This window comes from Roseomonas sp. GC11, assembly GCF_024437745.1.
Lineage (GTDB): Bacteria > Pseudomonadota > Alphaproteobacteria > Acetobacterales > Acetobacteraceae > Pseudoroseomonas.
This window is the reverse complement of record NZ_JANFNY010000062.1, coordinates 1-24,530: the sequence shown is the minus strand read 5'-3', so window position 1 is coordinate 24,530 and position 24,530 is coordinate 1. Positions and strand designations below refer to the sequence as shown.

Genomic DNA, 24,530 nt, shown 5'->3' with positions numbered 1-24,530 from the left:
GGGGTCCAATCGGGTTGCGCCTGCCGCTGAAACGCCCCGCGCCGCCCGGCGGTTGGCCGCTCCCGCAACCGTCAACACGCCAAAGGTCAAACAGCCAGCGCCAGCAGGGCGGGAATGTCCATGTGGCGCTCCAGATGCGCGGCCAGGGCGTCCAGCGCCGCCTCCACCTCCGCCTCATGGTCGCGCGGGGCGGCGGTGGCGCCCAGCCGCGCCAGCCACGCCGCGCGCTGCGCATCCGCCGTGAAGAAGCCGTGCACATAGGTGCCCGCCACCCGCCCGTCGGCCGAGGCCGCGCCCTCCGGCCGGCCATCCGCCAGCCGCAGCAGCGGGCGCGCCGTGTCCGGCCCGGTGGTGCGGCCGATATGCATCTCATAGCCCGTGAAGGGCAGGCCATCGGCCAGGGTGGTGCCGCGCGCCGGGGCCAGGCGCTTCTCGCCGGCCAGCACGGTCTCCACCGCCAGCAGGCCCAGCCCCGCCACCGCCCCGGCCGGCCCCTCCACCCCCTCCGGGTCGGCGATGCGGCGGCCGAGCATCTGGTAGCCGCCGCACAGCCCCAGCACCCGCCCGCCCCGCCGGTGATGCGCCAGGATGTCCACATCCCAGCCCTCCGCCCGCAGCGCCGCCAGATCGGCGATCGTCGCCTTCGAGCCGGGCAGGATGACGAGGTCCACCCCCGCCGGCAGCACCATGCCGGGGCGCAGCGGGATCAGTTCCACCCCCGGCTCGGCCGCCAGCGGGTCCAGATCGTCGAAATTGGCGATGCGCGGCAGCAGCGGCACGGCGATGCGGCAGCCCCCTCCGGCCCGGCGAGGCAGGTGGTCCAGCAGGTCCTGCGCATCCTCCGCCGGCAGGCGGCGCGCGCCCTCGAAGAAGGGCACCAGCCCCAGCGCCGCCCAGCCGGTGCGCGCCGCGATCTGCGCCATGCCCTCCTCGAACAGCGAGAGATCCCCCCGCATCCGGTTGACGACGAAGCCGCGGATCAGCGCGCGGTCCTCCGGCTCCAGCACCGTATGGGTGCCGACCAGCGCGGCGATCACCCCGCCCCGGTCGATATCCCCCACCAGCACCACCGGCGTCCCCGTGGCGCGGGCGAAGCCCATATTGGCGATGTCCCCGCGCCGCAGATTGATCTCCGAGGCGCTGCCCGCCCCCTCCACCAGCACAAGATCGGCCTCCGCGCGCAGCCGGGCGAAGCTGTCCAGCACGGCGGGCATCAGGCCGGGCTTCATTGCCTGGTATTCGCGCGCCCGCGCCGTGCCGCGCACCCGCCCCTGCACCACGAGCTGCGCGCCAATCTCGCTCTGCGGCTTCAGCAGCACGGGGTTCATGTGCACGCTGGGCGCCACCCCCGCCGCCCGCGCCTGGAGCGCCTGGGCGCGCCCGATCTCCCCGCCATCGGCGGTGACGGCGGCGTTGTTGGACATGTTCTGCGGCTTGAAGGGCCGCACCCGCAGCCCGCGCCGCACCAGCGCCCGCGCCAGCCCCGCCACCAGCAGCGACTTGCCCACCGAGGAGCCGGTGCCTTGCACCATCAGGGCGCGTGCGGTCATGTCAGATCATCCCAGATTTCTTCTTTTTCTGAAGAAAAAGAAGCAAAAAGACTTTCTTTCAGGCTGCCGCCGTCTCCCGGCACAGCGGGACGCCAAACTGAAAAAAGTTTTTTGGTTCTTTTTTTCAAAAAAGAACGCTCTTCCTAAAACTCAATCCCCGCCTGCGCCTTCACCCCGGCGGCGAAATGATGTTTCACGGGAAGCATCTCCGTCACCAGATCAGCCGCCTCCACCAGCGCGGGCGGCGCGTTGCGCCCGGTGACGACGGCGTGGAGCATCGCCGGCCGCCCGGCCAGCCCCGCCAGCACCTCCTCCACCGGCAGGTAGCCATAGCGCAGGGCGATGCACAGCTCATCCAGCACCAGCAGCCCGAGGCCAGGGCGCTGCATCAGCTCCAGCGCCCTCTCCCAGGCGCGGCGGCAGGCGGCGATGTCACGCGCGCGGTCCTGGGTCTCCCAGGTGAAGCCCTCGCCCATGCTGTGCCATTCCAGCCCGGGCAGGCGCTCCAGCACGCCGCGTTCCCCCGTGCTCCAGGCGCCCTTGATGAACTGGACGACGCCCACCCCGCGCCCCTGCCCCAGCATCCGCAGCGCCAGCCCGAAGGCGGCGGTGGATTTGCCCTTCCCCGCCCCGGTATGGACCATCAGCAGGCCCTTCTCGATGGTCTTGGCCGCCACCTCGGCATCCTGCACGGCCTTGCGCCGGGCCATCTTCGCCCGGTGGCGTTCCGCCTCGTCCTCGCTCATGGCTCCCCCTTCAGCACCAGCGGCAGGCCGGCGGCGACGAAATGCACCCGCCCCGCCCCGGCGGCGAGGCGCTGGTTCAACACCCCCGCCGCATCCCGGAAACGCCGGGCCAGCGCATTCTCCGGCACGATCCCCAGCCCCACCTCATTCGCCACCAGCACGGTGGGCGCGGCGCGCGCGGCCAGCGCCGCCTCCAGCGCCGCCGTCGCGGCGGGAATATCGTGCTCGCCCAGCATCAGGTTGGTCAGCCACAGCGTCAGGCAATCCACCAGCGCCGGGCGCGCCCCCGCCGCGGCCAGGGCCGCCGGCAGGTCCAGCGGCGCAGGCAGCGTCTCCCACCGCGCATCCCGCCGCGCCTGGTGCTGCGCGATGCGCGCCCGCATCTCGTCATCCCAGGCCTCGGCCGTGGCCAGATAGGCCCAGGGGGCGGCATGCCGGGCGATCAGCCCCTCCGCATGGCGCGACTTGCCGGAGCGCGCACCGCCCAGGACCAGGGTATAGCCCATGCCCGCCTCAGCCCGCCGGCCGGAAGCGGCGGCGGTAATCCGCCGAATACAGCGCGCTCTCCGTCTCCGCCTGCCCCAGCCCGGGGCCGACGAAAATCAGCGCCGTCCGCTCCGCCGGTTCCTGCGCCATCGCCGCCGCGATGGTCCCGAGCGTGGCGCGCACCACCCGCTCATCGGGCCAGGAGGCGCGCACCACCACCGCCACCGGCGCCTCCGCGCCATAGCGCGGCAACAGCCGCTCCACGATCTGCGGCAAAGCGTGGATGGCCAGATGCAGCGCCAGCGTCGCGCCTGTGGCGCCAAAGCCCTCCAGCGTCTCCCCCGCCGGCATGGGCGAGGCCCGGCCGGAGACGCGCGTCAGCACCAGGCTCTGCGCCACGGCGGGAATGGTCAGCTCCCGCCCCAGCGCGGCGGCGGCGGCGGCGAAGGCCGGCACGCCCGGCGTCACGGTATAGGGGATGCCATGCCGCTCCAGCCGGCGGATCTGCTCGCCCATGGCGGACCAGACGGAGAGATCCCCCGAATGCAGCCGCGCCACATCCTGCCCGGCGGCCTGGGCGCGCAGATACTCGGCCTCGATGGCGTCGAGGTCGAGCGGCGCCGTGTCCACCAGCCGCGCCCCGGGCGGGCAATGCGCCAGCAGCGCCGGCGGCACGATCGAGCCGGCATAAAGGCAGACCGGGCAGGCCGCCAGCAGGTCCCGCCCGCGCAGCGTGATCAGGTCCGCCGCACCGGGGCCGGCGCCGATGAAATGCACGGTCATGTCTCGGACTCCGTGGAAAGGGCGCAGCTCACCCCGCTGCCATCGATCCGCGCCAGCACCAGCCGCCCGCCCAGCGCCAGCGCGCAGCCCTCCGCCACCGAGGCGATGCCGGTGGCCCGCAGGGAAGCCTCGGAGCGGGAGGGGCAGCGGCCCTGCACCGCCAGCAGCGCCTCGCGGTCAGCGAAGACCACCGGCAAGGCCAGCTCGGCGGCGGCGAAGGACAGGGCCTCGGCCCCCTCGCGGAAAGCCGGGGCGACGAGGCGGGTGACGTGGTGGCCAGACAATTCCTCGGCGCGGCGGATCAGGGCCACGAGGTCAGGGCCAGAGGCTCCGGGGCGCAGGCCAAGCCCAGCCGTGGCCAGGAGGGGCGCCGCCCCTCCTGGACCTCCCCGCTGGGGGGACAGGGTCCCCCCAGGCCCCGCCTCCGGTTTGGCCACCGCATATTGCGTCACCGTCATCGCAGGGCGATAGCCATGCAGGCCGCCCACACGGTCCAGGCGCTCCACGCCCAGGCGCGTCAACTCGCCGCCCCAGCGGCCGAAGGCGGACAGCAACACCATCTCCGTCTCGACCGTCACGGCATTCGCCACCAGCCGGCCCCCGGGGCGCAGGGCGGACCACGCAGCCTCCAGCACACCGGGGCGGCTCGCCCCACCGCCGAGAAAAATCGCGTCGGGCGCGGGCAGGCCCGCGAGGCCCTGCGGCGCGGCGGCCTGCACCAGCTTCAGCCCCGGCACGCCCAGCGACACCGCGTTGCGCGCCGCCCGCGCCGCGCGCTCCGGCTTCGGCTCCAGCCCGATCGCCCGGTTGGCGGGGTGGCGCAGCATCCACTCGATCGCCACCGAGCCGCTGCCGCAGCCCACATCCCACAGCAATTCCCCCTGGCGCGGCGCCAGGGCGGCCAGCGTCACCGCCCGCACCTCGCGCTTGGTGATCTGCCCGTCATGCTCGAACAGGCCCTCATCCAGCCCCGCCGTCAGCGGCAGGATGCGCGCGCCAGGGCCAGGCACCACCTCCAGCGCCAGCATGTTCAGCGGGTCGGCCGAGAGCGCATAGCCCCGCGCCTCCGCCACCCGCAGCCGCTCGCGCGGGCCGCCCAGCGCCTCCAGCAGGTGCATCCGCGTCGGCCCGAAGCCGTGCCGGTTGAGCAGCGCCGCCACCATCGCCGGCGTCGCCGCATCAGCCGAAAGCGCCAGGATGCGCGCCCCCGGCTGCAACAGCGGCAAGAGTGGCTCCACCGGCCGCCCACAGAAGGACAGGGTAGCGCAGTCCTGCAAGGCCCAGCCCAGCCGCGAACAGGCCAGGGAAAAGGCCGAGGGCGCCGGCAGCGTCAGGAACTCCCCGGCCGGCAGGTGCCGCGCCAGCGTGCCGCCCAGCCCGAAGCAGAACGGGTCCCCCGAGGCCAGCACCACCGTGGGCCGCCCGCGCCGGGCCAGCAGTGCCGGAAGGCCCTCCAGCATCGGCGAGGGCCAGGGGTGGCGCTCCCCCCGGATCAGCGGCGCGGCCAGGGCGATCTGCCGCGGCGCGCCGAACACCGCCTCCGCCCCGGCCAGCAGCGTCGCCGCCGCCGGGGAGAGACCCTCGACGCCGTCCTCGCCGATGCCCAGGATGGTCAGCCACGGAATACTCATCACGAGGGACTATGCGCGTTCTGCTGCTGGGAGGAACCGGCGAGGCCACTTCCCTGGCCCACGCCCTGGCCGAGGATAGCCGGTATCAGGTGACGGTTTCCTTGGCGGGCGTCACCCGCGCGCCGCGCCCGCTGCCCCTGCCCGTGCGGCGCGGCGGCTTCGGCGGCGCCAGCGGCCTCGCCGCCTATCTGCGGGCGGAGGGAATCGCGGCGCTGCTGGACGCCACCCACCCCTTCGCCGCCCGCATCACGGCCAACGCCGCCGCGGCCGCGCAGGCCACCGGCACCCCCGCCCTGCGGCTGGACCGCCCGGCCTGGAGCCCCGCCCCCGGCGATGACTGGACGGAATACCCCGGCATGGAGGCCCTGGCCGCCGCCCTCGGGGAGACGCCGCGCCGCGTGCTGCTGACGGTGGGGCAGAAGGAACTCGCCCCCTTCCGCGCCGCGCCCTGGCACCACTACGTCATCCGCAGCGTCGACCCGCCGGACCCGGCCAGCCTGCCGCCGCGCGCGGAGATCCTCACCGCCACCGGCCCCTTCACCCTGGAGGGGGAGCGCGCCCTGCTGGAGCGCCACGGCATCGAGATCCTGGTCAGCAAGAATTCCGGCGGCGAGGCCACGGCGGCGAAGCTGGTGGCGGCGCGGGAGCGGCGCCTGCCGGTGCGGCTGCTCGCCCGCCCCCCGGCGCCGCCCGGCCTGCCCAGCGTGCCCAACACGGCCGGGGCCCTCGCCTGGCTTCATGCCCGGCGCGCCGAGCGCGGCGCATAGAGCCAGGGCCGCGCCCCCTCGCCACGCGGCACCAGCCGGCTTTCCGCCGTGCCGATCAGCACCAGGGTGCGCATATCCGCCTGCTCCGGCACCGCCTCAGCCAGGGTGGTGAGCACCAGCCGCTCCTCCGGCCGGCTGATGGCGGTGGCGAAGGCCACCGGCACGCCGCCCGGCAGGATCGCCCGCAGGAGCGCGAAGGCCCGCCCCAGCTGCCAGGGCCGCGCCTTCGAGATCGGGTTGTAGAGCGCGACCACGAAGCCCGCACCCGCCGCCGCCGCCAGCCGCTGCTCGACCAGCGGCCAGGGCTTCAGGTTGTCGGAGAGCGAGATGGCGCAGAAATCATGCCCGAGCGGCGCCCCCAGCCGCGCGGCGGCGGCGAACATGGCCGAAAGCCCGGGCAGCACCGCGATGTCCAGCGCGCGCCACGCGGGCGGGCCGTGCTCCAGCGCCTCGAACACCGCGCTGGCCATGGCGAAAACCCCGGCATCGCCCGAGGACACCACCGCCACCCGCGCCCCCTCCGCCGCCAGGGCCAGGGCATGGCGGGCGCGCTCCAACTCCTGCCGGTTGTCCGTCGCGTGGCGCCGCTGGCCGGGATGCTCCGGCACCCGCGCGACATAAGGGCCATAGCCGATGATGTCCGTGGCCTCGGCCAGGGCCTGCGTCGCCTCGGGCGTGCGCTGCCCCTCGGCACCGGGGCCAAGGCCGATCACCTTCAGCCAGTTCATCAAGAAAATTCCAGAATAGAATCTTCTTTTTCTGAAGAAAAAGAAGCAAAAAGACTTTCTTTCAGGCTGCCGCCGTCTCCCGGCACAGCGGGACGCAAACTGAAAGAAGTTTTTTGGTTCTTTTTTTCAAAAAAGAACATTTTTTCCTGCATCATCTCACCCCCTGCCGCCCTGGGATGAGCACCAGCGAGAAATAGGGCGCCGGGCTGTCATCGCGCTCGGCCAGGGGCATGAGCACCTCGCCCGGCATGGTGCCGCGCTCGGCATAGAGGGCGCGCGGCAGCAGGCCCGTCTCCGCCAGCACGGCGCGCAGCTTGGGCAGGTTGCGGCCCAGCTTCATCACCACCGCCGCGTCGCACCGCGTCAGCGCCGCCGCCAGCTCCGCCGCCGGCATGGTGGCCGGCAGGACGGAGAGAATATCATCGCCATGCACCATCGGCGCCCCGGCACGCGACCAGCAGCCGGACATGGCGGTGATGCCCGGCGTCACCTCCACCCGGAAGCGCCCGCGCAGCCGGTCGAACAGATACATGGCCGAGCCATAAAGGAAGGGGTCCCCCTCGCAGAGCAGCGCCACCTCCTCCCCGGCGGCGAGACGCCCGGCCAGGCGCCCCGCGCAGTCGTCGTAGAAGGCGCCCATGCCCTCGGCGTAGCGCGCCTCCTCCACCGAAATCTCGGTGGTATAGGGGTATTCGAAGCGCAGCGCCGTGGCCGCCGGGTTGAGATGCGGCGTGGCGATGGTGAAGGAATTCCCCGCCCGCCCGCGCTTGGCGAAATAGGCATAGGCCGGCGCGCGGGCGAGGATGCGCGCGGCGCGCAGCGTCACCAGCTCCGGGTCCCCCGGGCCGACGCCCAGGATATGCAGCACGCCGCTCACTCGCGTTCGGTCGCCAGGGCGTTGACGGCGGCCACCGCCATGGCGCTGCCGCCCTGCCGCCCCTCCACGATCATCCAGGGCACGCGGTTCCAGGCCGCCAGCGCCTCTTTCGACTCGGCGGCGCCGACAAAGCCCACCGGCAGGCCAATGATCGCCGCCGGCGGCGGCGCCCCGGCATCGATCAGCTCCAGCAGGTGGAACAGCGCGGTGGGCGCATTGCCGATGGCCACCACCGCGCCGCGCAGCCGCTCCCCCCAGAAATCCAGCGCGGCGGCGGAACGGGTATTGCCGATGGCGCGCGCATGCTCCGGCACGCGCGGGTCATCCAGCAGGCAGAGAATGTCATTCGCGGCGGGCAGGCGCGGGCGGGTGATGCCCTGCGCCACCATCTTCGCATCGCAGAGGATGGGGGCGCCGGCGCGCAGCGCCGCCTCGGCCGCCGCGGTGAAGCCGGGGGCGAAGCGGATATGCCGCGCCACCTCCACCAGCCCGCAGGCATGGATGACGCGCACCGCCACCCGCGCCTCCGCCGGGGAGAAGCGCGCCAGATCGGCCTCCGCCCGGATGGTGGCGAAGGATTTCTCATAGATGGCCGCGCCGTCGCGGATGTAGTCGTAGCCGCTCATGTGCTTTCCAGTTCGGCCGCCGCCTGGGCCAGGGTCAGCCCGGTGCGCTGGGGAGGATCCCCGGCCCGGCCCTGGCGCAGCAGGGCATAGCCCCCCGGCGCCGCCACCAGCACCACCGCCGCCGGCCCGGGATGGGCGCAGCCTTTGGCGCAGCCGGAGAGATGCAGCAAGCCCTCTTGCGGCACCGCGCCGCGCGCCAGCAGGCGGCGGGCATCGGCCCGCGTCTCGGCAAGGCCGCTGGCGCAGCCGGCCGAGCCGGGGCAGGCCACCACCCGCCGGCGCGGATCGGCGGGATCGGTCACCCAGCCCGCCGCCGCCGCGCGCAGCGCCGCCGGCCGCGTCACCCCGGCCAGCAGCACAACCCGCCAGGGGGTGAGGCGCAGGGTGCCATCGCCGAAGCCCTCCGCCAGCGCCGCCAGGGCCCGCAGCCCGCCGGCCTCCAGCACGCCGAATTCCGGCATCAGCCCGAAGGCGCCGCGCCCCAGGCCGGGATAGGGGTGGAAGCCCAGCGCCTCGGGCGCCGCCTCCTGTGCCGGGGCGGGCTCGGGCCGCAGCCCGGCGGCGGCGAACAGCGCCTCCGCCCCGCGCGCCGCCAGGGTGCCGCGCATCCGCCGCGCGCCGCTGGCGCGGAAGATCTCCACCAGCGCGGCGACGCTGGCCGGGGTGGCGCCGCGCGCCTGCCACGGGCAATCCTGCAAGCGCAGCAGGGCGGTGCCATCGGGCGCCAGGCGCAGGGTGATATCCGCCTCCACCCCCGCCAGCGGCAGCACGCCGCCGCCATCCAGCACCAGCCCGAACTTGCCCGGCAGCGCGCCCGCCCCGGCCAGGATGTCTTCCAGCGCCGCGCGCCACGCCGCGGTCTGCGGCATCAGGCTGGGGTCGTCGCCCAGCAGGGGGGAGGCATTGAGGTTGCGCCGCGCCTCACGCCCCGGCTCCGGGTCCGCCAGCCCGGCGGCGAGGATGGCCTGCGCCAGGGCCGGGGCGCTCGCGGCGGTGGCGCCGCGCAGTTGCAGATTGGCCCGGTTGGTCAGCTCGATGGCGCCGGGGGCGATCTCCGCCAGGGCGCGCGCCTCGGCCGCGGTGAGGCGCCCGGCGAAAGGCTTCACCCGCAGCAGCACCCCATCGCCCGTGTCCATCGGGGCGAAGAGGTTGGGGCACCAGCCCCTTACCATCGACATGACAAGGTGGCCTTTCCTGAAGAATCTTCTTTTCTGAAGAAAAGAAGCAAAAGACTTTTTTCAGGCTGCCGCCGTCTCCCGGCACAGCGGGACGCTAAACTGGAAAAAGTTTTTTGGTTCTTTTTTTCAAAAAAGAACATCTTCTTTTCAAACATCATTCCGCCGCGCATGCCACAGCCCCCTCTCCCGCGCTTCGCGGAAGCGCGCGCGCAGGGCGTCGAGCGCCTCGGGGTTGTGCTCGGCCATGAAGGCGGTGACGGCCTCATCGCCCAGCGTGGCGGCGTGCAGCAGGTCGAACTGACGGTCGAAGCGCTGCGGCAGGGTGGCGGCGAAGCCGTGCAGCGCCTCGATGGCGCGGGCAATGCCGGCGGCGCCCTGGTGGCCGTGGCGCATCATGCCGGCGATCCAGGCCGGGTTCGCCGCCCGGCCGCGCAGCACGCGCGCCACCTCCTCCGGCAGGCCGCGCAGGCGGGGGGCGCCGGGGCGGCTGGTATCGGCGTGGTAGAGCGCCGGGCTGGCCCCCATCAGCGCGGCGGCGGCGGCGAAGCCCCCCGCATGGGTGGCGACCTCCGGGCTGTCCAGCAGGTCCGTCCCGTCATGATCCTGGCTGTGCAGGAAGGAGTCGGCCAGGGCCAGGCGGTCCCGCAGCGCCTCGGGCGCCGCCACCCCCTCCAGCCCCTGGCCATAGGCGGCGGCCGAGCCGGCGATCCAGGCCTGGCCGAGATCCTCACGCCGCGCCCAGGCGCCCTTGGCCAGCCTTTCTTCCAGCCCCGTGCCATAGCTGCCGGGGGCGGCGCCGAAAATGCGCGCCGTGGCCTGGCGCAGCGCCGCCCCCGCCTTGCCGCGCGCGGCGGCGGCCAGGGGGTTCCATTCCGGCGCCTCGTCCCGCGCGGCGATGGCGCGCACCGCCTCGTCAAACAGCGCGATCTGCGCCGGGAAGGCATCGCGGAACAGGCCGGAGATGCGCAGCGTGACATCCACGCGCGGGCGGTCCAGCAGCGCCAGCGGGAGGATCTCCACCCCGGTGACGCGGGCGGAGGCCTCGTCCCACACCGGCCGGGCGCCGAGCAGCAGCAGGGCCAGCGCCAGATCCTCCCCCCCCGTGCGCAGCGTGGCGCTGCCCCAGAGGTCGAGCACCAGATGGCGCGGCCAGTCCCCCTGTTCCTGCCGGTGGCGGCGCAGCAGTTCCGCCGCCGCCGTCTCGGCGAGCGCCAGGGCGGAGCGCGTGGGCACGCCGCGCGGGTCGATGCTGTAGAGGTTTTTCCCGGTTGGCAGCACGTCGGCGCGGCCACGGGTGGGGGCGCCGGCGGGGCCGGGGGGGACGAAGCGGCCCGCCAGCGCCGAGAGCAGCGCATCCCGCTCCGCCGCCGCGCAGGCATCCAGCCGCGCGGGGTCGAAGCCGGGCACGGCGCGGGCAAGGTTCTCCAGCAGCAGGGCGCGGCGCTCCGGCGCGGGCGGGCGGCCAAAGACGTGCAGCCCGTCGCGGATCTGGAGCTCCTTCACGTCGCACAGCCAGGCATCGAGGCGGGAGAGCGCCTCCTCCTCCGGGATGTCGCGCGGGATATGGCCTTCCGCCAGCAGCCCCGCCGCCTCGGCGCGGTCCAGGATGGCGCGGCGCAGCAGGGCGGTGCGGCGGCGGTCCAGCCCGTCGGCGGCGGCGTATTCGTCGATGAGCTTTTCCAGCTCGGCGGCGGCGCCGTGATGGCCGGCGGCTTTCAGCGGCGGCGTCAGATGGCCGATCGTCACCGCGCCGAGGCGGCGCTTCGCCACCGCCGCCTCGCCGGGATTGTTGACGATGAAGGGATAGGCCACCGGCAGCCCGCCCAGCAGGGCAGCGGGGGCGCAGGCGGCGGAGAGCGCCACCGCCTTGCCCGGCAGCCATTCCAGCGTGCCATGCGTGCCGAGATGCACCAGCGCCTCCACCCCCGCCCGCAGCGCCAGATAGAAGGCGATATAGCCGTGGCGCGGCGGCGTATCCGGGTCGTGATAGGCGGCCGAGCGGTCCAGCGCCCCGCCCCGGTCCGGCTGCACCGCCATCAGGATTTTTCCCAGTCGCAGATGGCGGGCCTGGAAGGCGCCCTCCCGGCAGGCGGGGTCCTCCGCCGGGTCGCCCCAGGCGGTGGTGACGGCCTGCCGCAGCGCCTCGGGCAGGGTGGCGAAGGCCGCCCGGTATTCTTTCAGGGACAGCAGCGGGGCGGGGGCGCCGCGCGTCAGGGCACGGGCCAGGGAATGGGCCAGGGCGTCCGCTGCGGGCGGCGCGCCGCCGGTGTCGTAGCCGGCCGCCGCCAGATCGCCGAGCAGGGCGGCGAGGCTGGCGAAGCTGTCCAGCCCCACCGCATGCCCGGCCTGCCCGCCCACCGCCGGATAGTCGGAGAGCAGCACCGCCACCCGCCGCGCGGCGGGGGGCGTGGCGGCCAGCCGCGCCCAGCCCAGGGCGCGCTCCGCCGCCAGGGCGATGCCCGCCGCATCCGGCGCCAGCAGGGTGCGCGACTGCGCCAGCCCCGGCAGCGGCGCCGCCTCCGCCTTGAAGCCGATGGCGGTGGTGAGCAGCCTGCCATCCAGTTCCGGCAGCGCCACCTGCATGGCGAGGTCGCTCTGCGACAGGCCGCGCGGCGAGGCCGCCCAGACCTCCCGCGCCGCGCCGGAGAGCATCACCTGCAGGATGGGCGCCCCGGCGGCCTCCAGCGGCGAGCCCCCCGCCTGCCGCGCGGCGAAGGCGGTGGCGTTCAGCACCACCGCCGGGCGCCACGCCGCCAGCCGCGCCCGCACCAGTTCGGCCGAGCAGGGTTCCTTCAGGCTGGCGACGAACACCCCCCGCGCCCGCAGCCCGCGCGCCCGCAGCGCCGCCGCCAGATCCAGCATCGGCGCGATATCGCCCGAGAGCAGGTGCGAGCGGTAGAACACCACCACCGCCTGGGGGTCTTTTTCTTCTGCTCCCAGCGGGTGCTCGCCGGCGAGCGGCAGGGGGATGGGCACCGCGCCGTCATCCGGCCCCAGCCCGGCCCAGTGCGCGGCGAGGCGCAGGGCAGCGGCCAGGTTCTCCGGCCCGCCCGCCGCCAGCAGCGCGTCCATCCGGGCGTGCAGGGCCGCGGGCACGGTGGAAAGCTCCGCCAGCCGGGCATCGTCCCGCCCGTCGCCGGGCAGCAGGGCGAGGGGAATGCCCTCCCGCCGGCACAGCGCCGCCACCTCCTCCGCCCCGTAGCGCCAGTATTCCAGCCCGCCCAGCAGGCGGATCACCACGCAGCGGGAGCGCGCCAGCGTCTCCTCGGCATAGAGATCCACCGACATGGGGTGGCGCAGCCGGCCGAGATTGGCCAGCCGCAGCGTCGGGCGCGGCTCCGCCAGCAGCGACCAGCCCATCGCCGCCGCGCCCAGATCCGCATCGCTGAAGGAGAGCAGGACAAGATCCGCCGGGGCATGGCCGAGATCCTCGGCCTGCTCGGCGTCGTCCAGGCTGCGGGTTTCGCGGACCAGGAGGTGCAAGAGACAGGGTCTTTCAGAAATGTTCTTTTTTAAAAAAAAAAGAACCAAAAAACTTTCATCAGTTTGGCGTCCCGCCGTGACGGGAGACGGCGGCAGCCTGAAAAAAGTCTTTTTGCTTCTTTTTCTTCAGAAAAAGAAGGAACTAGGAGAGAATCTCCTTCGCGATCGCCTCGACATCCATCCCCGCCTGCCCGATGACGACGAGATGCCCGTCCCGGTCATCCTTCCAGGGCCGGTCGAAATGGTGGCGGAAGCGGCGGCCGACGCCCTGCACGGCGAGGCGCATCGGCTTGCCCTTCAGCCGCACGAAGCCCTTGATGCGCAGGATGTCGTGCCGCGCGGCCACCTCCGGCAGGCGCTTCAGGAGGTCATCCGCCGTCTCGTATTCGGGCAGGACGAGGACGAAGCTCTCGAAATCATCATGCTCGTGCGCGCCATCCTCGGCATCGTGGTGGGAGGGGCGGGCGGCCAGGTCGTCCTCAGCGGCGGCGTTGAGGCCGAGCAGGATGGCCGGGTCCAGCGCGCCTTCCTTCGCCGGCACCAGCTTCACCGCGCGCGGCAGGCGCGGCGCCAGATCGGCGCGCAGCGCGGTGAGCGCCGCCTCGTCCAGCAGGTCCGCCTTGTTGAGCACCACGATATCGGCGGCGTTCAGCTGGTCCTCGAAGACCTCGGCCAGGGGGTTGTCATGGTCGAGCGAGGGGTCGGCCGCGCGCTGGGCGGCCACGGCCTCCGGGTCGTCGGCGAAGCGGCCCTCGGCGGCGGCGGGGCTGTCCACCACCGCCACCACGCCATCCACCGTGACGCGGGAGCGGATGGCGGGCCAGTTGAACGCCTTGATCAGCGGCTTCGGCAAAGCGAGGCCGGACGTCTCGATCAGGATGTGCTCGGGCGGGTTGGGGCGGCCCAGCAGCGCCTCGATGGTGGGGATGAAGTCATCCGCCACCGTGCAGCAGAGGCAGCCATTGGCCAGCTCGACGATGTTCTCCGCCTCGCAGCCGGGGATGCCGCAATCCTTCAGCGTCTCGCCATCGACGCCGAGGCTGCCGAACTCGTTGACGATGATGGCGATGCGCCGGCCATCGGCGCGGCTCATCAGGTGGCGCAGCAGCGTGGTCTTCCCGGCGCCGAGGAAGCCGGTGACGATGGTGGCCGGGACTTTGTCCAGGGTGCTGCTCATGCGGCGGGCTCCTGCGGGGCATCGGTGAGGGAAGGCAGGCGGCCCAGCACGGCGCCGCGCAGCGATTCAGGGCGGCGGGAGGGCAGAACGGCCCCCGTGGGATGCGCCGCGTAGGTTTCGGCATAGGCCATCAGATCCGCCACCTGGCCGGTGGAGAGAGGACCGAGCAGGTAGCTCCACTTGCCCGCCTGGGTCATGGCGGCGGCGCAGCCCTGGCTGCAGACGGAGAAGCACTTCACCCCGCGCAGCGTCATGGGCGGCGCCGGATGGGCGGCGAGGGCCGCGGCCACCGCGTCATGGAGGATCTGGCCGGGCGCCACCTCGCCCTCGGCGAGGGGGCGGCCGGCGCGGCAGGTGGTGCAGACCACGAGGCAGGGCGGGGCCGCGCGCTCCTGCGGCGGGGAATCCTGGGGGTCCGGCGCCATGCTTTCCTCCGGCACCCCCGGCGGCGGGGGCGCGTGCAGACACGGGGTGCCGACCGCCCGCGCGGCGGCGGGCGCCGCACGGGTCGAGGGTGCCACGGGGGTGGATGCCCGGGCCCATCGCCGCCCGCCGGGGCACCCCGCCCGGTGGCACGATCCGATGGTGATGGCAGGTCTCCTGGCTCGCGGATCCGGCGCGCCCCGCCGGCCTTCCCAGGAAAGGGCTTCCCAGTGGCCGGGGTGGCGGGGCGCTCTCCGCCTACAGTTGCGGGGGCAGCCGCGGAATGGGGCAAGCCCGCACCGCGTTCCCTTTTCACCCCCCTCGCGAGGGGACCATCGGGCATTCTCCTAGGATGCGGCGGGGGCGGAAGTCAAACACCGCCTTCCCGCCCCCGGCGGCCGGTCATGCCGCCCCGAGCCCAGGAAGAGGAGGCCAGCAAGGGAGGCCAGGAACGGACCGCATAGGAACCGTTAACATCTCCGCGCCTATCGTCCCGCGGCGCAAGAGGCGGGGGACGCAACGAAAGGCCATGGCCAGGACCAAGATCACGCCCACCGGCCGGGAATCCGCGCTGGGCGAGGAGGAACTGATCGTCAGCAAGACCGATCCCAAGGGCCGGATCGTCTATGCGAATGACGTCTTCCTGCGCGTGGCGAAGTTCAGCGCGGCGGAGGTGCTGGGCCAGCCGCACAGCCTGGTGCGCCACCCCGAAATGCCCCGCTGCGTCTTCAAGCTGTTCTGGGACACGCTGGAGCGGGGCGAGGAATTCTTCGGCTACGTGCTCAACCTCTCCTCGGACGGGGACCACTACTGGGTCTTCGCCCATGCGACGCCGACGCGCGACGCGCGCGGCACCGTCATCGGCTACCACTCCAACCGCCGCAAGCCGGATGCGGCGCAGGTGGCCAAGGTCTGGCCGGTCTACCAGCACCTGCTGAAGGTCGAGGCCGCCGCGGCGGACCGCAAGCAGGGCATGCAGAACGGCACCGCCGCCTTGCACGAATGGCTGGCGCAGAAGGGGACCAGCTATGAGCGCTTTGTCTTTTCTCTCTGAACCGCGCTGGCCGCTGGGCGCGGCCACGCTGCTGGCGCTGGGCCATGCCGGGGTGGTGCTGGCCTCCGGCCCCTCCTGGGGCGGGGCGCTCGGGGCGGTGCTGCCGGTGCTGGGCTGCGGCTGGGCCTTCATCGCCCTGGCCCGGCACGAGGCGGCGATGCACCGCGTGGCCGAGATCGCCCGCGCCGCCGCCGGCGGCAACCTGGAAGCCCGCGTGCTCGAAGTGCCCGCCACCGGCGCGCTCGGCCAGGTGCAGGGGGCGGTGAACCACCTGCTCGACATCACCGACGCCTATGTGCGCGAATCCGCCGGCGCCATGCGCGCCGCCAGCGCCGGGCGCTATTACCGCAAGGTGCTGCTGCGCGGCCTGCCCGGCGCCTTCCGCGCCGGCGCCCACGACATCAATGCCGGCGCCGCCGCGATGGAGGCCAAGGCCACCGAATTCGCCAGCTTCGCCGATGGCTTCGAGCGCAGCGTGGGCGGCGTCATCCGCAACGTGGCCGAGGCCGCGGGCGGGCTGCGCGACACCGCCACCGGCATGTCCCGCACCGCCGAGGAAACCAGCCAGCGCGCCGCCAATGCCGCCACCGCCACCCATCAGGCGGAGAGCAGCGCGCAGAATGTCGCCGTCGCCGCGCGCCAGCTTTCCGCCGCCGTGGCCGAGATCACCCGGCAGGTCGGCCGCGCCTCGCAGATCGCCCGCTCCGCCGTCACCGCCGTGGACCAGACCAACACCACCGTCGCCGGCCTCGATGGCGCGGCCCGGCAGGTGGGGGAGGTGGTGCAGCTCATCACCGCCATCGCCGGGCAGACCAACCTCCTCGCCCTCAACGCCACCATCGAGGCGGCGCGCGCGGGCGAGGCGGGCAAGGGCTTCGCCGTCGTCGCCTCGGAGGTGAAGAACCTCGCCAACGAAACCGCCCGCGCGACCGACCAGATCACCCAGCAGATCGCCGCCATGCAGGGCGCCCTGGCCGAGGCGGTGCAGGCCATCTCCCGCATCGGCCAGACCGTGCGCGAGACCGACGAGGTCGCCACCGCCATCGCCGCCGCCGTCGAGGAACAAAGCGCCGCCACCTCGGAAATCGCCCGCAGCGTCGAACAGGCCGCCGCCGGCACCGCCGAGGTCGGCCGCAACATCGACGCCGTGCGCGAGGCCGCCAGCGCCACCGACAGCGCCGCCACCTCCATGCGCGATGCCGCCACCGGACTCTCCGGGCAGGCCGAACGCCTCAACACCGAGGTCAGCGCCTTCATGGCCAAGGCCAGAAAAGCGGTTTGAAGAAAAATGTTCTTTTTTGAAAAAAAGAACCAAAAAACTTTTGTCCGTTTAGCGTCCCGCCTGGACGGGAGACGGCGGCAGCCTGAAAAAATCTTTTTGCTTCTTTTTCTTTAGAAAAAGAAGATCTTAGAATCCATAATTTCCCAGTACCTTTCTCGCGCTGACGATCCCGCCCACCACCACCACCGCCGGCCCTTCCATCCCCGCCGCGCGCACCGCGCCCGACAGGGTGGCGAGGGTGGCTTCCAGCACGGCCTGATCCGGCGTCGTCGCGGCGCGCACCACGGCGGCGGGGGTCTCGCCGGGCAGGCCGCCGGAGAGCAGGGACTCCACCACCGCCTCCAGCCGCCGCATCGCCATGTAGAGCACGATGGGTTGCCCGAAACGGGCCAGGGCCGCCCAGTCCAGCGCATCCGGCGCGCCCTCCGCCGCATGGGCGGTGGCCAGGGTCACGGCCTGGCTGACGCCGCGCAGCGTGGCCGGGATGCCCGCCGCCGCCAGCCCGGCCAGCCCCGCCGTCAGCCCCGGCACGACACGGCAGGGAATGCCCGCCCCGGCCAGCGCCAGGGCCTCCTCCCCGCCCCGGCCGAACACATAGGGGTCGCCGCCCTTCAGCCGCACCACGCGCCGCCCCGCCCGCGCCGCCGCCACCAGTTCCGCGATGATATCCGCCTGCTTCGCCGAGGGCCGGCCGCCGCGCTTGCCCATGAAGAGGCGCTCCGCCCCTTCCGGCGCCAGGGCGAGGATGCGCGGGTCCACCAGCTCGTCATGGACCAGGAGTTCCGCCTGGGCCAGCCCGGCCAGGGCCTCCAGGGTGAGCTTCGACGGGTCCCCCGGCCCGGCGCCAACCAGCCAGACATGGCCGGGGCGGAGTTCGGGCGGGGCTTCCCCCAGCAGGGCGGCGAGGTGTTCAAGGCGGGTCATGCCGCGGGCTCCGGCGGAGAAAGGGGGGCGAGGGGAGAAGTGACAGCGCGAAAGCCGGGGGATAAAGCTGCGGGCGTGCCGCAGGAAGACCCTCCGCTGCGCCGGGGCTGGACCACCGGCGCCTGTGCCACGGCGGCGGCCAAGGCCGCCTTCGCCGCGCTGCGCGATGGCGCCTTCCCCGACCCCGTGACCATCACCCTGCCGCGCGGCGAGCGCCCGGCCTTCGCCCTGGCCGAGGCCTGCCTGCTGCCGGGGGGCGCCGCCCTGGCCGGGGTGGTGAAGGATGCGGGGGACGACCCGGATGTGACGCATGGCGCGCTGATCCGCGCCACGGTGCGGGCGCTGCCGCCGGGCTCGGGCGTGGTCTTCGCGGCGGGGGAGGGCGTGGGCACCGTCACCCTGCCGGGCCTGCCGCTGCCGCCGGGGGAGCCGGCCATCAACCCCGTGCCGCGCGCCATGATACGCGCCGCCCTGGCTGAGATCGCGGGAGCCGAGGCGGATGCGCTGGTTGAAATTTCCATCCCCGGCGGCGAGGCCCTGGCGCAAAAGACCATGAACCCCCGCCTTGGCATCCTCGGCGGGCTGTCGGTGCTGGGGACGACGGGGGTGGTGGTGCCCTATTCCTGCGCCGCCTGGATCCACTCCATCCATCGCGGGGTGGATGTGGCGCGGGCGGCGGGGCTGCGGCACGTGGCGGGCGCCACCGGCAGCACCTCGGAAGAGGCGGTGCGCCGCCTGCACGCCCTGCCCGAACAGGCGCTGATCGATATGGGCGATTTCGTCGGCGGCATGCTGAAATACCTGCGCGCCCATCCGGTGCCGCGGGTGACGGTGGCCGGCGGGCTGGCCAAGCTGACCAAGCTGGCGCAGGGCCGGCTGGACCTGCATTCGCGCCGGGGCGGGGTGGACCTGCCCGCCCTGGCGGCCCTGGCGCGCGAGGCCGGGGGGAGCGAGGCCCTCGCCGCCCGCATCGCCGCCGCCAACACCGCGCTGGAGGCCTTCCGCCTGGCGGAGGCGGAGGGCGTGGCCCTGCCCCAGGCCGTGGCCGACCGCGCCCGCGCCGTGGCCGCCGCCGTGGTGGAGGGGGCGCCCATCGCGGTGGAGGTGGCGCTGTTCGGGCGGGATGGGGCGCTGATGGCGAGAAGTGTTTAAAAGCAAAAATGTTCTTTTTTGAAAAAAAGAACCAAAAAACTTTTATCCGTTTGGTGTCCCGCCGTGCCGGGAGACGGCGGCAGCCTGAAAAAAGTCTTTTGCTTCTTTTCTTCAGAAAAGAAGATTTAAAAACAAAAAATCATAAATTTCTTCCTGTCGGCTCAAGCCCGGCAATCCCTGGCATGCGCGCTCGCATCAGGCTGATGAAATGGCGCAGCTTGGCCGGTTGCAGCCGCCCCGCCGGATAGACGAGGAAAACGGGCAAGGGTGCTGCCCTCCAGGCCGGGGCGAGTTGCGCCAGCCGCCCCTGCCGCAGATCCTCTGCCACCACCCAGGCGGAGACGATGGCAGCCCCCAACCCGGCCAGGGTGGCGGCGCGCAGGGCGTGCAGGCTGTCCGTGCTCAGGCGCGGGCGGATGGGGAAACGCAGCGCCTCCCCCCGCGCGGCGTGGGAGAGGGTGACCTCATCGCGGTAGAAGGTGTTGAGCGCCAGCCAGGGCAGGGCCGGCAGGGCGGCGGCCTCGGCCGGGGGAGGGCCGGCGCCCCAAAGGCCGGGGGCGGACACCACGATGCGCGGCACATCGGCCAGCCGCACCGCCACCACGGAGGGGTCATCGACCCGGCCAACCCGGATGGCGCAATCCACCCCATCGGCGATGAAGTCCGGCATCCGGTCATGCAGCTGCCACTCGACGGCGACGGCGGGATGGGCGCGGAGATATTCGGCCAGCGGGGCGATGAGCTGATCCTGCCCGAAGGCATGCGGCGCCTGCACGCGCAGCAGGCCGCGCGGCGCATCACGGGCGCCGCGCAACTCCGCCTCCATGGCGCCCCAGCCATCCAGCAGGTCGCGCGCATGGGCCAGGCAGCGCTCGCCATCCTCGGTCAGGGCCATGCGGTGGGTGGAGCGGCGGAGCAGGCGCAGCCCCAGCATGCGCTCCAGCTGCCGCAGGCGGCGGCTGATGGTGGGCTGGGTGGTGCCCAGCTGCACCGCCGCCGCCGAAAGGCTGCCCGCCTCGACAATACGCAGGAAGGTGCGCATCAGCTCCAGGCGGTCCGCGCCAGCGGCGGATTCGGCGTCTTTCATACGCAGAACGTATAAAGCATCTGCGGGGGCCGCGCCTACAGGCAGGGCGCCGGGGCGGATATCTGGCAGCCAACGCAAGATGGATGCCCCCCCGATGACAAGCCTTTCCCCTTCCCATGCGGGCCATGCCCTGGACGAGGCCGGCCCCTCCCCTGGCCTGGTGCTGCTGCTGGCCAGCGGCGCCGGCTTCAGTGTCGCCGCGCTGTATTATGCCCAGCCCATTCTCGGCGTGTTGCAGGGGCAATTGCCCGGCGATGCGCGGCTGTTCGGCCTCGTGCCCATGCTGGCGCAGTTGGGCTATGCGCTCGGCATCCTGCTGCTGGCCCCGCTGGGGGACCGGCTGGACCGCCGCCGCCTGATCCTGGCCAAGGCCGCGCTGCTGGTGCTGGCCCTGGTGCTGAGCGGGCTGGCCCCGAGCCTGCCCTGGCTGCTGGCCGGCAGCCTGGCGATCGGGCTGACCGCCACGGTGGCGCAGGACATCGTGCCCGCCGCCGCCATCCTGGCGCCGGAGCGGCATCGCGGCCGGCTGGTCGGCACGGTGATGACGGGGCTGCTGCTGGGCATCCTGCTCTCCCGCGTGGCGAGCGGCGTGCTGGCGGAGCAGTTCGGCTGGCGCGCCGTCTTCCTGCTGGCGGCGCTGGCGGAGGCGGGCATTGCCCTGGCGGCGTGGCGCGCCCTGCCGCGCTTCCGCCCGACCACGAGCCTGCCCTGGGGCGGGCTGATGCTCTCCATGCTGGCACTGTGGCGGGACCTGCCGGCGCTGCGCCGGGCGGCGCTGGCGCAGGGCGCGCTCTCGGTGGGCTTCAGCGCCTTCTGGTCGCTGCTGGCGGTGATGCTGCACCAGCATTACCAGTTGGGCAGCGCGCTCTCCGGCGCCTTCGGGCTGGCGGGGGCGGCGGGCGCGCTGGCGGCGCCGCTGGCCGGGCGGCTGGCGGATCGCCGCGGGCCGGAGCGGGTGACGCGCCTGGGCGCCGCGCTGGTCGCGCTGTCTTTCGGCGGGATGCTGGCGGCCTCGCTGGCGCCGCTGCCGGCGGCGGGGCAGCTGGCCATCCTGGTGCTGGGCGCGGTGGGCTTTGATTTCGGCGTGCAGGCGACGCTGGTGGCGCACCAGACCATCGTCTATGGCCTGCGCCCGGAAGCACGCAGCCGGCTGAACGCGCTGATGTTCACCGGCGTGTTCATTGGCATGGCCTCGGGCGCCGGGCTGGGCAGCCTGGCCTATGCCCTGGCGGGATGGAGCGGGGTGATGGCCCTGGCCAGCCTGTCCGCGCTGGTGGGGCTGGCGATCCGGCTGGGCCGCCGGCCCTGACCTTCTTCCCGTGCGGCGCCCCGCCTCAACCCTGAGACGGAACGCCCGCCGGAAAAAGTTTTTTGGTTCTTTTTTTCAAAAAAGAACCCTTCCCTCCCCCGCTGGGGGAGGCCCCCCCCTTACCGGCTGCTGCCAGTCCGCCGGGTGGTGGAGGGGGTGGCCGCCGGGCGGGTGGTGGAGGTGGCGGGCGGCGCGGTGACGCGCGGCGTCACCACCGGGGCGGCGGCCGGCGGGGTAACACCCTGCACGGTGACATTGACCTTCACGCTGGTCGAGCCCGGCAGCAGGCGCACGGTGAAGCTGTCGGTCCCGACGAAGCCGGCATCGGCCACGTAGTCGAGGCGGGTATAATCGCCCACGGCCTTGACGACGACGGTGCCCTTGGCCGGGCGGGCGATCAGCAGGCCGGCATCGAAGGGTTCCGGCCCCGGCCTGGCGACGCTGACGCCGCACCAGCCGCCATCATTGCCGACGGTCATGGTGGTTTCGGCCTGCTGGCCATCGACCAGCCTGGGGCCTTCGGCCGGCAGGGTGCAGATGCTGGACTTGCCCTGCAGGTCAACGGCGTAGACCGGCAGGCGGCTGGCGGCGGTCGGGGCCGGGCCGTCGGACTTGGCGCAGGCGGCGAGCAGCGCGGGCAGGGCCAGCGCGGCCCAAAGGGTGGAAGAACGCATCAACGGGCAGCCCGGCGGGTGGTGGGGGCGGTGGCGCGGGCCGGCGCGGGGGCCGAGGCGCTGGCGACGCAGGCGCCGAGCGAGGCCGGCAGCAGGCCCTTGGCGGCGGCGTAGGGGCCGAGTTCGGCGGCGGAGGGCAGCCCCATCACTTCCTTGAACAGCCGCGCGTTGCGGGCGCAGAAATCGGCGCCGGCGCGGTGGGCTTCCTCGGCGCGGGCATTGGCGAGGTTGGTGATGAAGGTGTCGTTCGCCTTCTGCCCGGCGCGGCGGTCGCGGTTGGTGAAGTGGGCGATCACGGCGTGGTCGTTCTGGCCCAGCTCGCTGCGGTAGCGGTTGATGAAGCCGTTGTAGTCATCCGCGTTGCCGCAGGTGGTGGCGACCACCATCAGCTCGGTCTTCAGCGCCGACAGCTCGAACATCCTCTGCTGCTCCTCGGTGGGGCAGCGGAAGGGCGCGGCCATGGCGGCGGAGGAGGCAAACAGGGTGCTGACGGCCAGCAGCCCGGCCAGGGCCTGGCGGCGCAGGCGGCGGCCGGTATGGGCCTGAGGCGTCTCTGAAAGCGGGTGGCGCAGGACCATGCCCCTTTCCTCTCCGTTCTTGTGCTGCACGCGGATGCGGCGGCGGACTGGGACGACGTGTTGAAGCCATGCACGTTGAAAAAACGCGCGGGGAAACAATGCGCGGGAGGCGGCCAGGGCCACCGGCCGGTGCGGCTGCATCCTGTCGGGGGAGAGCGGGGCATCGGCATGGCGGCGGGACGCTGCCCAGCGCCCGCATACCGTGAGCGGCCGGGGCTGGGCAAGGGCGGCCGGCGCGAATCTTTTCGTTTGCGCTGTCCATAAATCAACTTGTTACACAGAATTGCTACGGCGCCGTCTGCACTCGGCGGTCTGGCATTCACCACCGCGGATGCTAAGAGGATGGCAGGCCGCGCCCTGGCGTGCGGGCGGGCGGAAGAATTCCCCCATCGAGGACAGCGCGGGCGGGCTTCGCGGGGTCAGCCCCTGGCGGGCACGAAGCTGGCAGGCACGAAGCTGGCGGGCACGAACCGGCGGACACCTGGGCCGGCCCTGCCCGGCAGGCGGCCCGGGCAGGAGAAGGCGGGCGGGAGAAGGGTCGATGCGGGGTCTGGTGATCGGCGCGCCGCGCTCCGGCGCGGGCAAGAGCACGCTGATGATGGCGTTGCTGGCGGCTTTCCGCCGGCGTGGCCTCGCCGTGGGTGGCGCCAAGTCCGGCCCCGACTATATCGACCCCGCCTTCCACGAGGCCGCCTGTGGCCGCCCCAGCCCGAACCTGGACAGCTGGGCGATGCCCCCCGCCCTGCTGGACGCCGTGGCCGCCCGCGCCGCCGCCGGGCTGGACCTGCTGCTGACCGAATCGGCCATGGGCCTGTTCGATGGCGCGGGGGAGGAGCCGGGCCGCCAGGGCAGCGCGGCGGATCTCGCCGCGCGCTTCGGCCTGCCGGTGCTGCTGCTGCTCGATGTCTCCGGCCAGTCGCAGAGCGCGGCGGCGGTGGCGCATGGCTTTGCCACCCATCGCCCCGGGGTGCGGGTGGCGGGGGTGGTGCTGAACCGCGTGGCCAGCCCGCGCCACCGGGCGGGGGCGGCGGGGGCGATCGCCGCCACCGGGCTGCCGGTGCTGGGCGCCCTGCCGCGCGAGGCGGCCATCACCCTGCCGGAGCGGCATCTGGGCCTCGTCCAGGCGCGCGAGCATGGCGACCTGCCGGCCCTGCTGGCGCGGCTGGCCGACCTCGCCGAGGCGCATCTGGACCTCGATGCCATCCTGGCCGCCGCCGCGCCTTTCCCGGCCCTGCCCGCCTCCCCTGCCGCGCCCCTCCCGCCGCCCCTCCCGCCCTTGGGCCAGCGCATCGCCGTGGCGCAGGACGCGGCCTTCAGCTTCCTCTACCCGCATCTCGTGCAGGGCTGGCGGGCGATGGGGGTGGAATTGCTGCCCTTCTCCCCCCTGGCCGACGAGGCGCCGCCCGAAGCGGCGGAAGCCTGCTGGCTGCCCGGCGGCTACCCGGAGCTGCATGCCGGCCGGCTGGCCGCCGCCGGGCGCTTCCTGTCCGGGCTGCGGCGCTTCGCCGAGACCCGGCCGGTGCATGGCGAGTGCGGCGGCTTCATGGTGCTGGGCGAGGGGCTGGAGGATGCCGCCGGCCAGCGCCACGCCATGGCCGGGCTGCTCGGCCATGCCACCAGCTTCGCCCGGCGCCGCATGGTGCTGGGCTACCGCGCCGCGCGGCTGCTGGCGGATGGCCCGCTGGGCCGCGCCGGCACCACGCTGCGCGGCCATGAATTCCATTATGCCAGCGTCCTGACGCCCAGCGTCCTGGGACCGGGGGCGGATGCCCCCTTCGCCACGCTGCGCGACGCGCTGGGCCAGGATCTCGGCCCGGCCGGCGCGCGGCGCGGGCGGGTCTCCGGCAGTTTCTTCCACGCCATCGCCACGCAGGAGGGCTGATGTCCGCCGCGCTTCCGCCAACCGACGCCCCGCCCCGCCCCGCCAGCGCGCCCTGCCCGGTGGCCGCCTTCGCCAGCCTGGAGGCGCTGCGCGCCGCCGCCCTGGCGCCGCCGCCGGGGGATGAGGCCGCCGC

23 protein-coding genes, 1 pseudogene and 1 riboswitch are annotated in these 24,530 nt (G+C 73.4%); of the genes and pseudogenes, 6 read left to right on the top strand and 18 right to left on the bottom strand.

Annotated features, from left to right (window positions below; genetic code table 11):
* Window positions 1-86: 86 nt before the first annotated feature.
* The 6 genes and pseudogenes from NON00_RS17725 to cbiE all read right to left on the bottom strand — a co-directional run.
* Window positions 87-1,550, bottom strand: coding sequence for a cobyric acid synthase (locus NON00_RS17725; RefSeq protein ID WP_256023751.1), 1,464 nt, complete (start codon window positions 1,548-1,550; stop codon window positions 87-89).
* 143 nt (window positions 1,551-1,693) lie between these two features.
* Window positions 1,694-2,296 (bottom strand): cob(I)yrinic acid a,c-diamide adenosyltransferase, encoded by a 603-nt coding sequence (gene cobO, locus NON00_RS17720; RefSeq protein ID WP_256023748.1) that lies wholly within the window; start codon window positions 2,294-2,296, stop codon window positions 1,694-1,696.
* Window positions 2,293-2,802: a bifunctional adenosylcobinamide kinase/adenosylcobinamide-phosphate guanylyltransferase gene (gene cobU, locus NON00_RS17715; protein WP_256023746.1), complete on the bottom strand. Its 510-nt coding sequence runs from the start codon at window positions 2,800-2,802 to the stop codon at window positions 2,293-2,295. The genes cobO and cobU overlap by 4 nt, the downstream gene beginning before the upstream one ends.
* 7 nt (window positions 2,803-2,809) lie before the next feature.
* Window positions 2,810-3,565: a precorrin-4 C(11)-methyltransferase gene (cobM, locus tag NON00_RS17710; RefSeq protein WP_256023743.1), complete on the bottom strand. Its 756-nt coding sequence runs from the start codon at window positions 3,563-3,565 to the stop codon at window positions 2,810-2,812.
* Entirely contained in the window at window positions 3,562-4,002 is a 441-nt protein-coding gene (locus NON00_RS17705) for a cobalamin biosynthesis protein (RefSeq protein ID WP_256023776.1), read from the bottom strand. The genes cobM and NON00_RS17705 overlap by 4 nt, the downstream gene beginning before the upstream one ends.
* A pseudogene (cbiE, locus tag NON00_RS17700) lies at window positions 3,985-5,196 on the bottom strand (precorrin-6y C5,15-methyltransferase (decarboxylating) subunit CbiE); the annotation flags it as partial. The gene NON00_RS17705 and the pseudogene cbiE, both read right to left, overlap by 18 nt.
* 11 nt (window positions 5,197-5,207) lie before the next feature.
* On the opposite strand from cbiE, the gene NON00_RS17695 reads away from it, so the two are divergent.
* A complete protein-coding gene (locus NON00_RS17695; protein WP_256023740.1) occupies window positions 5,208-5,963 on the top strand; it encodes a cobalt-precorrin-6A reductase in 756 nt (251 codons plus the stop codon).
* Here the strand turns inward: NON00_RS17695 and cobJ are convergent.
* The 8 genes from cobJ to NON00_RS17655 all read right to left on the bottom strand — a co-directional run bounded on the left by cobJ (window position 5,933) and on the right by NON00_RS17655 (window position 14,457).
* Complete coding sequence (gene cobJ / locus NON00_RS17690) at window positions 5,933-6,691, bottom strand: precorrin-3B C(17)-methyltransferase (RefSeq protein WP_256023737.1); 759 nt, start codon at window positions 6,689-6,691, stop codon at window positions 5,933-5,935. The two genes, NON00_RS17695 and cobJ, sit on opposite strands and share 31 nt — an antisense overlap.
* Window positions 6,691-6,846 carry a hypothetical protein gene (locus NON00_RS17685; RefSeq protein ID WP_256023735.1) on the bottom strand — a complete coding sequence of 52 codons (156 nt, stop codon included), beginning with the start codon at window positions 6,844-6,846 and terminating at the stop codon, window positions 6,691-6,693. Before NON00_RS17685 ends, cobJ begins: the two co-directional genes overlap by 1 nt.
* On the bottom strand, window positions 6,843-7,568 hold the full coding sequence (locus NON00_RS17680) for a precorrin-2 C(20)-methyltransferase (RefSeq protein WP_256023732.1): 726 nt from the start codon (window positions 7,566-7,568) through the stop codon (window positions 6,843-6,845). The genes NON00_RS17685 and NON00_RS17680 overlap by 4 nt, the downstream gene beginning before the upstream one ends.
* On the bottom strand, window positions 7,565-8,194 hold the full coding sequence (locus NON00_RS17675) for a precorrin-8X methylmutase (RefSeq protein WP_256023730.1): 630 nt from the start codon (window positions 8,192-8,194) through the stop codon (window positions 7,565-7,567). The genes NON00_RS17680 and NON00_RS17675 overlap by 4 nt, the downstream gene beginning before the upstream one ends.
* Window positions 8,191-9,372 (bottom strand): precorrin-3B synthase, encoded by a 1,182-nt coding sequence (gene cobG / locus NON00_RS17670; protein WP_256023727.1) that lies wholly within the window; start codon window positions 9,370-9,372, stop codon window positions 8,191-8,193. The genes NON00_RS17675 and cobG overlap by 4 nt, the downstream gene beginning before the upstream one ends.
* A 147-nt stretch (window positions 9,373-9,519) precedes the next feature.
* Complete coding sequence (gene cobN / locus NON00_RS17665; RefSeq protein ID WP_256023724.1) at window positions 9,520-12,855, bottom strand: cobaltochelatase subunit CobN; 3,336 nt, start codon at window positions 12,853-12,855, stop codon at window positions 9,520-9,522.
* A 142-nt stretch (window positions 12,856-12,997) separates the two neighbouring features.
* On the bottom strand, window positions 12,998-14,032 hold the full coding sequence (gene cobW, locus NON00_RS17660) for a cobalamin biosynthesis protein CobW (RefSeq protein WP_256023721.1): 1,035 nt from the start codon (window positions 14,030-14,032) through the stop codon (window positions 12,998-13,000).
* The gene (locus tag NON00_RS17655) at window positions 14,029-14,457 is read right to left on the bottom strand and encodes a DUF1636 domain-containing protein (protein WP_256023718.1); all 429 of its coding nucleotides are present in this window, start codon (window positions 14,455-14,457) and stop codon (window positions 14,029-14,031) included. The genes cobW and NON00_RS17655 overlap by 4 nt, the downstream gene beginning before the upstream one ends.
* 147 nt (window positions 14,458-14,604) lie before the next feature.
* A riboswitch (cobalamin riboswitch) is annotated at window positions 14,605-14,807 on the bottom strand.
* 177 nt (window positions 14,808-14,984) lie between these two features.
* Here NON00_RS17655 and NON00_RS17650 point away from each other — a divergent pair.
* Both NON00_RS17650 and NON00_RS24800 read left to right on the top strand, forming a co-directional pair.
* Window positions 14,985-15,509, top strand: coding sequence for a PAS domain-containing protein (locus NON00_RS17650; RefSeq protein WP_256023716.1), 525 nt, complete (start codon window positions 14,985-14,987; stop codon window positions 15,507-15,509).
* Entirely contained in the window at window positions 15,484-16,791 is a 1,308-nt protein-coding gene (locus tag NON00_RS24800; RefSeq protein ID WP_305123420.1) for a methyl-accepting chemotaxis protein, read from the top strand. Before NON00_RS17650 ends, NON00_RS24800 begins: the two co-directional genes overlap by 26 nt.
* Before the next feature lie 126 nt (window positions 16,792-16,917).
* Here NON00_RS24800 and cobA read toward each other — a convergent pair whose 3' ends face one another.
* Window positions 16,918-17,715 (bottom strand): uroporphyrinogen-III C-methyltransferase, encoded by a 798-nt coding sequence (cobA, locus tag NON00_RS17635; protein WP_256023713.1) that lies wholly within the window; start codon window positions 17,713-17,715, stop codon window positions 16,918-16,920.
* Between the two features lie 75 nt (window positions 17,716-17,790).
* Between cobA and NON00_RS17630 the strand changes: the two genes are divergently transcribed.
* Window positions 17,791-18,867, top strand: a complete 1,077-nt coding sequence (locus tag NON00_RS17630) for a cobalt-precorrin-5B (C(1))-methyltransferase (RefSeq protein WP_256023710.1) — start codon at window positions 17,791-17,793, stop codon at window positions 18,865-18,867.
* 139 nt (window positions 18,868-19,006) lie between these two features.
* On the opposite strand, the gene NON00_RS17625 is transcribed toward NON00_RS17630, so the two are convergent.
* Window positions 19,007-19,909, bottom strand: a complete 903-nt coding sequence (locus NON00_RS17625; RefSeq protein ID WP_256023707.1) for a LysR family transcriptional regulator — start codon at window positions 19,907-19,909, stop codon at window positions 19,007-19,009.
* A gap of 139 nt (window positions 19,910-20,048) precedes the next feature.
* Between NON00_RS17625 and NON00_RS17620 the strand changes: the two genes are divergently transcribed.
* A complete protein-coding gene (locus tag NON00_RS17620; protein WP_256023704.1) occupies window positions 20,049-21,263 on the top strand; it encodes an MFS transporter in 1,215 nt (404 codons plus the stop codon).
* Between the two features lie 119 nt (window positions 21,264-21,382).
* Here the strand turns inward: NON00_RS17620 and NON00_RS17615 are convergent, their stop codons facing one another.
* Together NON00_RS17615 and NON00_RS17610 are read right to left on the bottom strand one after the other, a co-directional pair.
* The gene (locus NON00_RS17615) at window positions 21,383-21,937 is read right to left on the bottom strand and encodes a cadherin-like domain-containing protein (protein WP_256023702.1); all 555 of its coding nucleotides are present in this window, start codon (window positions 21,935-21,937) and stop codon (window positions 21,383-21,385) included.
* Window positions 21,937-22,515: a hypothetical protein gene (locus NON00_RS17610; protein WP_256023699.1), complete on the bottom strand. Its 579-nt coding sequence runs from the start codon at window positions 22,513-22,515 to the stop codon at window positions 21,937-21,939. The genes NON00_RS17615 and NON00_RS17610 overlap by 1 nt, the downstream gene beginning before the upstream one ends.
* A 541-nt stretch (window positions 22,516-23,056) precedes the next feature.
* On the opposite strand from NON00_RS17610, the gene NON00_RS17605 reads away from it, so the two are divergent.
* Window positions 23,057-24,397, top strand: coding sequence for a cobyrinate a,c-diamide synthase (locus NON00_RS17605; RefSeq protein ID WP_256023697.1), 1,341 nt, complete (start codon window positions 23,057-23,059; stop codon window positions 24,395-24,397).
* Window positions 24,398-24,530: the final 133 nt, after the last annotated feature.

Bases quoted from the DNA above. Each gene is read 5' to 3' on its own strand.
- NON00_RS17725 (WP_256023751.1), bottom strand. From the start codon at position 1,550: ATGACCGCACGCGCCCTGATGGTGCAAGGCACCGGCTCCTCGGTGGGC.
- cobO (WP_256023748.1), bottom strand. From the start codon at position 2,296: ATGAGCGAGGACGAGGCGGAACGCCACCGGGCGAAGATGGCCCGGCGC.
- cobU (WP_256023746.1), bottom strand. From the start codon at position 2,802: ATGGGCTATACCCTGGTCCTGGGCGGTGCGCGCTCCGGCAAGTCGCGC.
- cobM (WP_256023743.1), bottom strand. From the start codon at position 3,565: ATGACCGTGCATTTCATCGGCGCCGGCCCCGGTGCGGCGGACCTGATC.
- NON00_RS17695 (WP_256023740.1), top strand. From the start codon at position 5,208: ATGCGCGTTCTGCTGCTGGGAGGAACCGGCGAGGCCACTTCCCTGGCC.
- cobJ (WP_256023737.1), bottom strand. From the start codon at position 6,691: ATGAACTGGCTGAAGGTGATCGGCCTTGGCCCCGGTGCCGAGGGGCAG.
- NON00_RS17685 (WP_256023735.1), bottom strand. From the start codon at position 6,846: ATGATGCAGGAAAAAATGTTCTTTTTTGAAAAAAAGAACCAAAAAACT.
- NON00_RS17675 (WP_256023730.1), bottom strand. From the start codon at position 8,194: ATGAGCGGCTACGACTACATCCGCGACGGCGCGGCCATCTATGAGAAA.
- cobG (WP_256023727.1), bottom strand. From the start codon at position 9,372: ATGTCGATGGTAAGGGGCTGGTGCCCCAACCTCTTCGCCCCGATGGAC.
- cobW (WP_256023721.1), bottom strand. From the start codon at position 14,032: ATGAGCAGCACCCTGGACAAAGTCCCGGCCACCATCGTCACCGGCTTC.
- NON00_RS17655 (WP_256023718.1), bottom strand. From the start codon at position 14,457: ATGGCGCCGGACCCCCAGGATTCCCCGCCGCAGGAGCGCGCGGCCCCG.
- NON00_RS17650 (WP_256023716.1), top strand. From the start codon at position 14,985: ATGGCCAGGACCAAGATCACGCCCACCGGCCGGGAATCCGCGCTGGGC.
- NON00_RS24800 (WP_305123420.1), top strand. From the start codon at position 15,484: ATGAGCGCTTTGTCTTTTCTCTCTGAACCGCGCTGGCCGCTGGGCGCG.
- cobA (WP_256023713.1), bottom strand. From the start codon at position 17,715: ATGACCCGCCTTGAACACCTCGCCGCCCTGCTGGGGGAAGCCCCGCCC.
- NON00_RS17625 (WP_256023707.1), bottom strand. From the start codon at position 19,909: ATGCGCACCTTCCTGCGTATTGTCGAGGCGGGCAGCCTTTCGGCGGCG.
- NON00_RS17620 (WP_256023704.1), top strand. From the start codon at position 20,049: ATGACAAGCCTTTCCCCTTCCCATGCGGGCCATGCCCTGGACGAGGCC.
- NON00_RS17615 (WP_256023702.1), bottom strand. From the start codon at position 21,937: ATGCGTTCTTCCACCCTTTGGGCCGCGCTGGCCCTGCCCGCGCTGCTC.
- NON00_RS17610 (WP_256023699.1), bottom strand. From the start codon at position 22,515: ATGGTCCTGCGCCACCCGCTTTCAGAGACGCCTCAGGCCCATACCGGC.
- NON00_RS17605 (WP_256023697.1), top strand. From the start codon at position 23,057: ATGCGGGGTCTGGTGATCGGCGCGCCGCGCTCCGGCGCGGGCAAGAGC.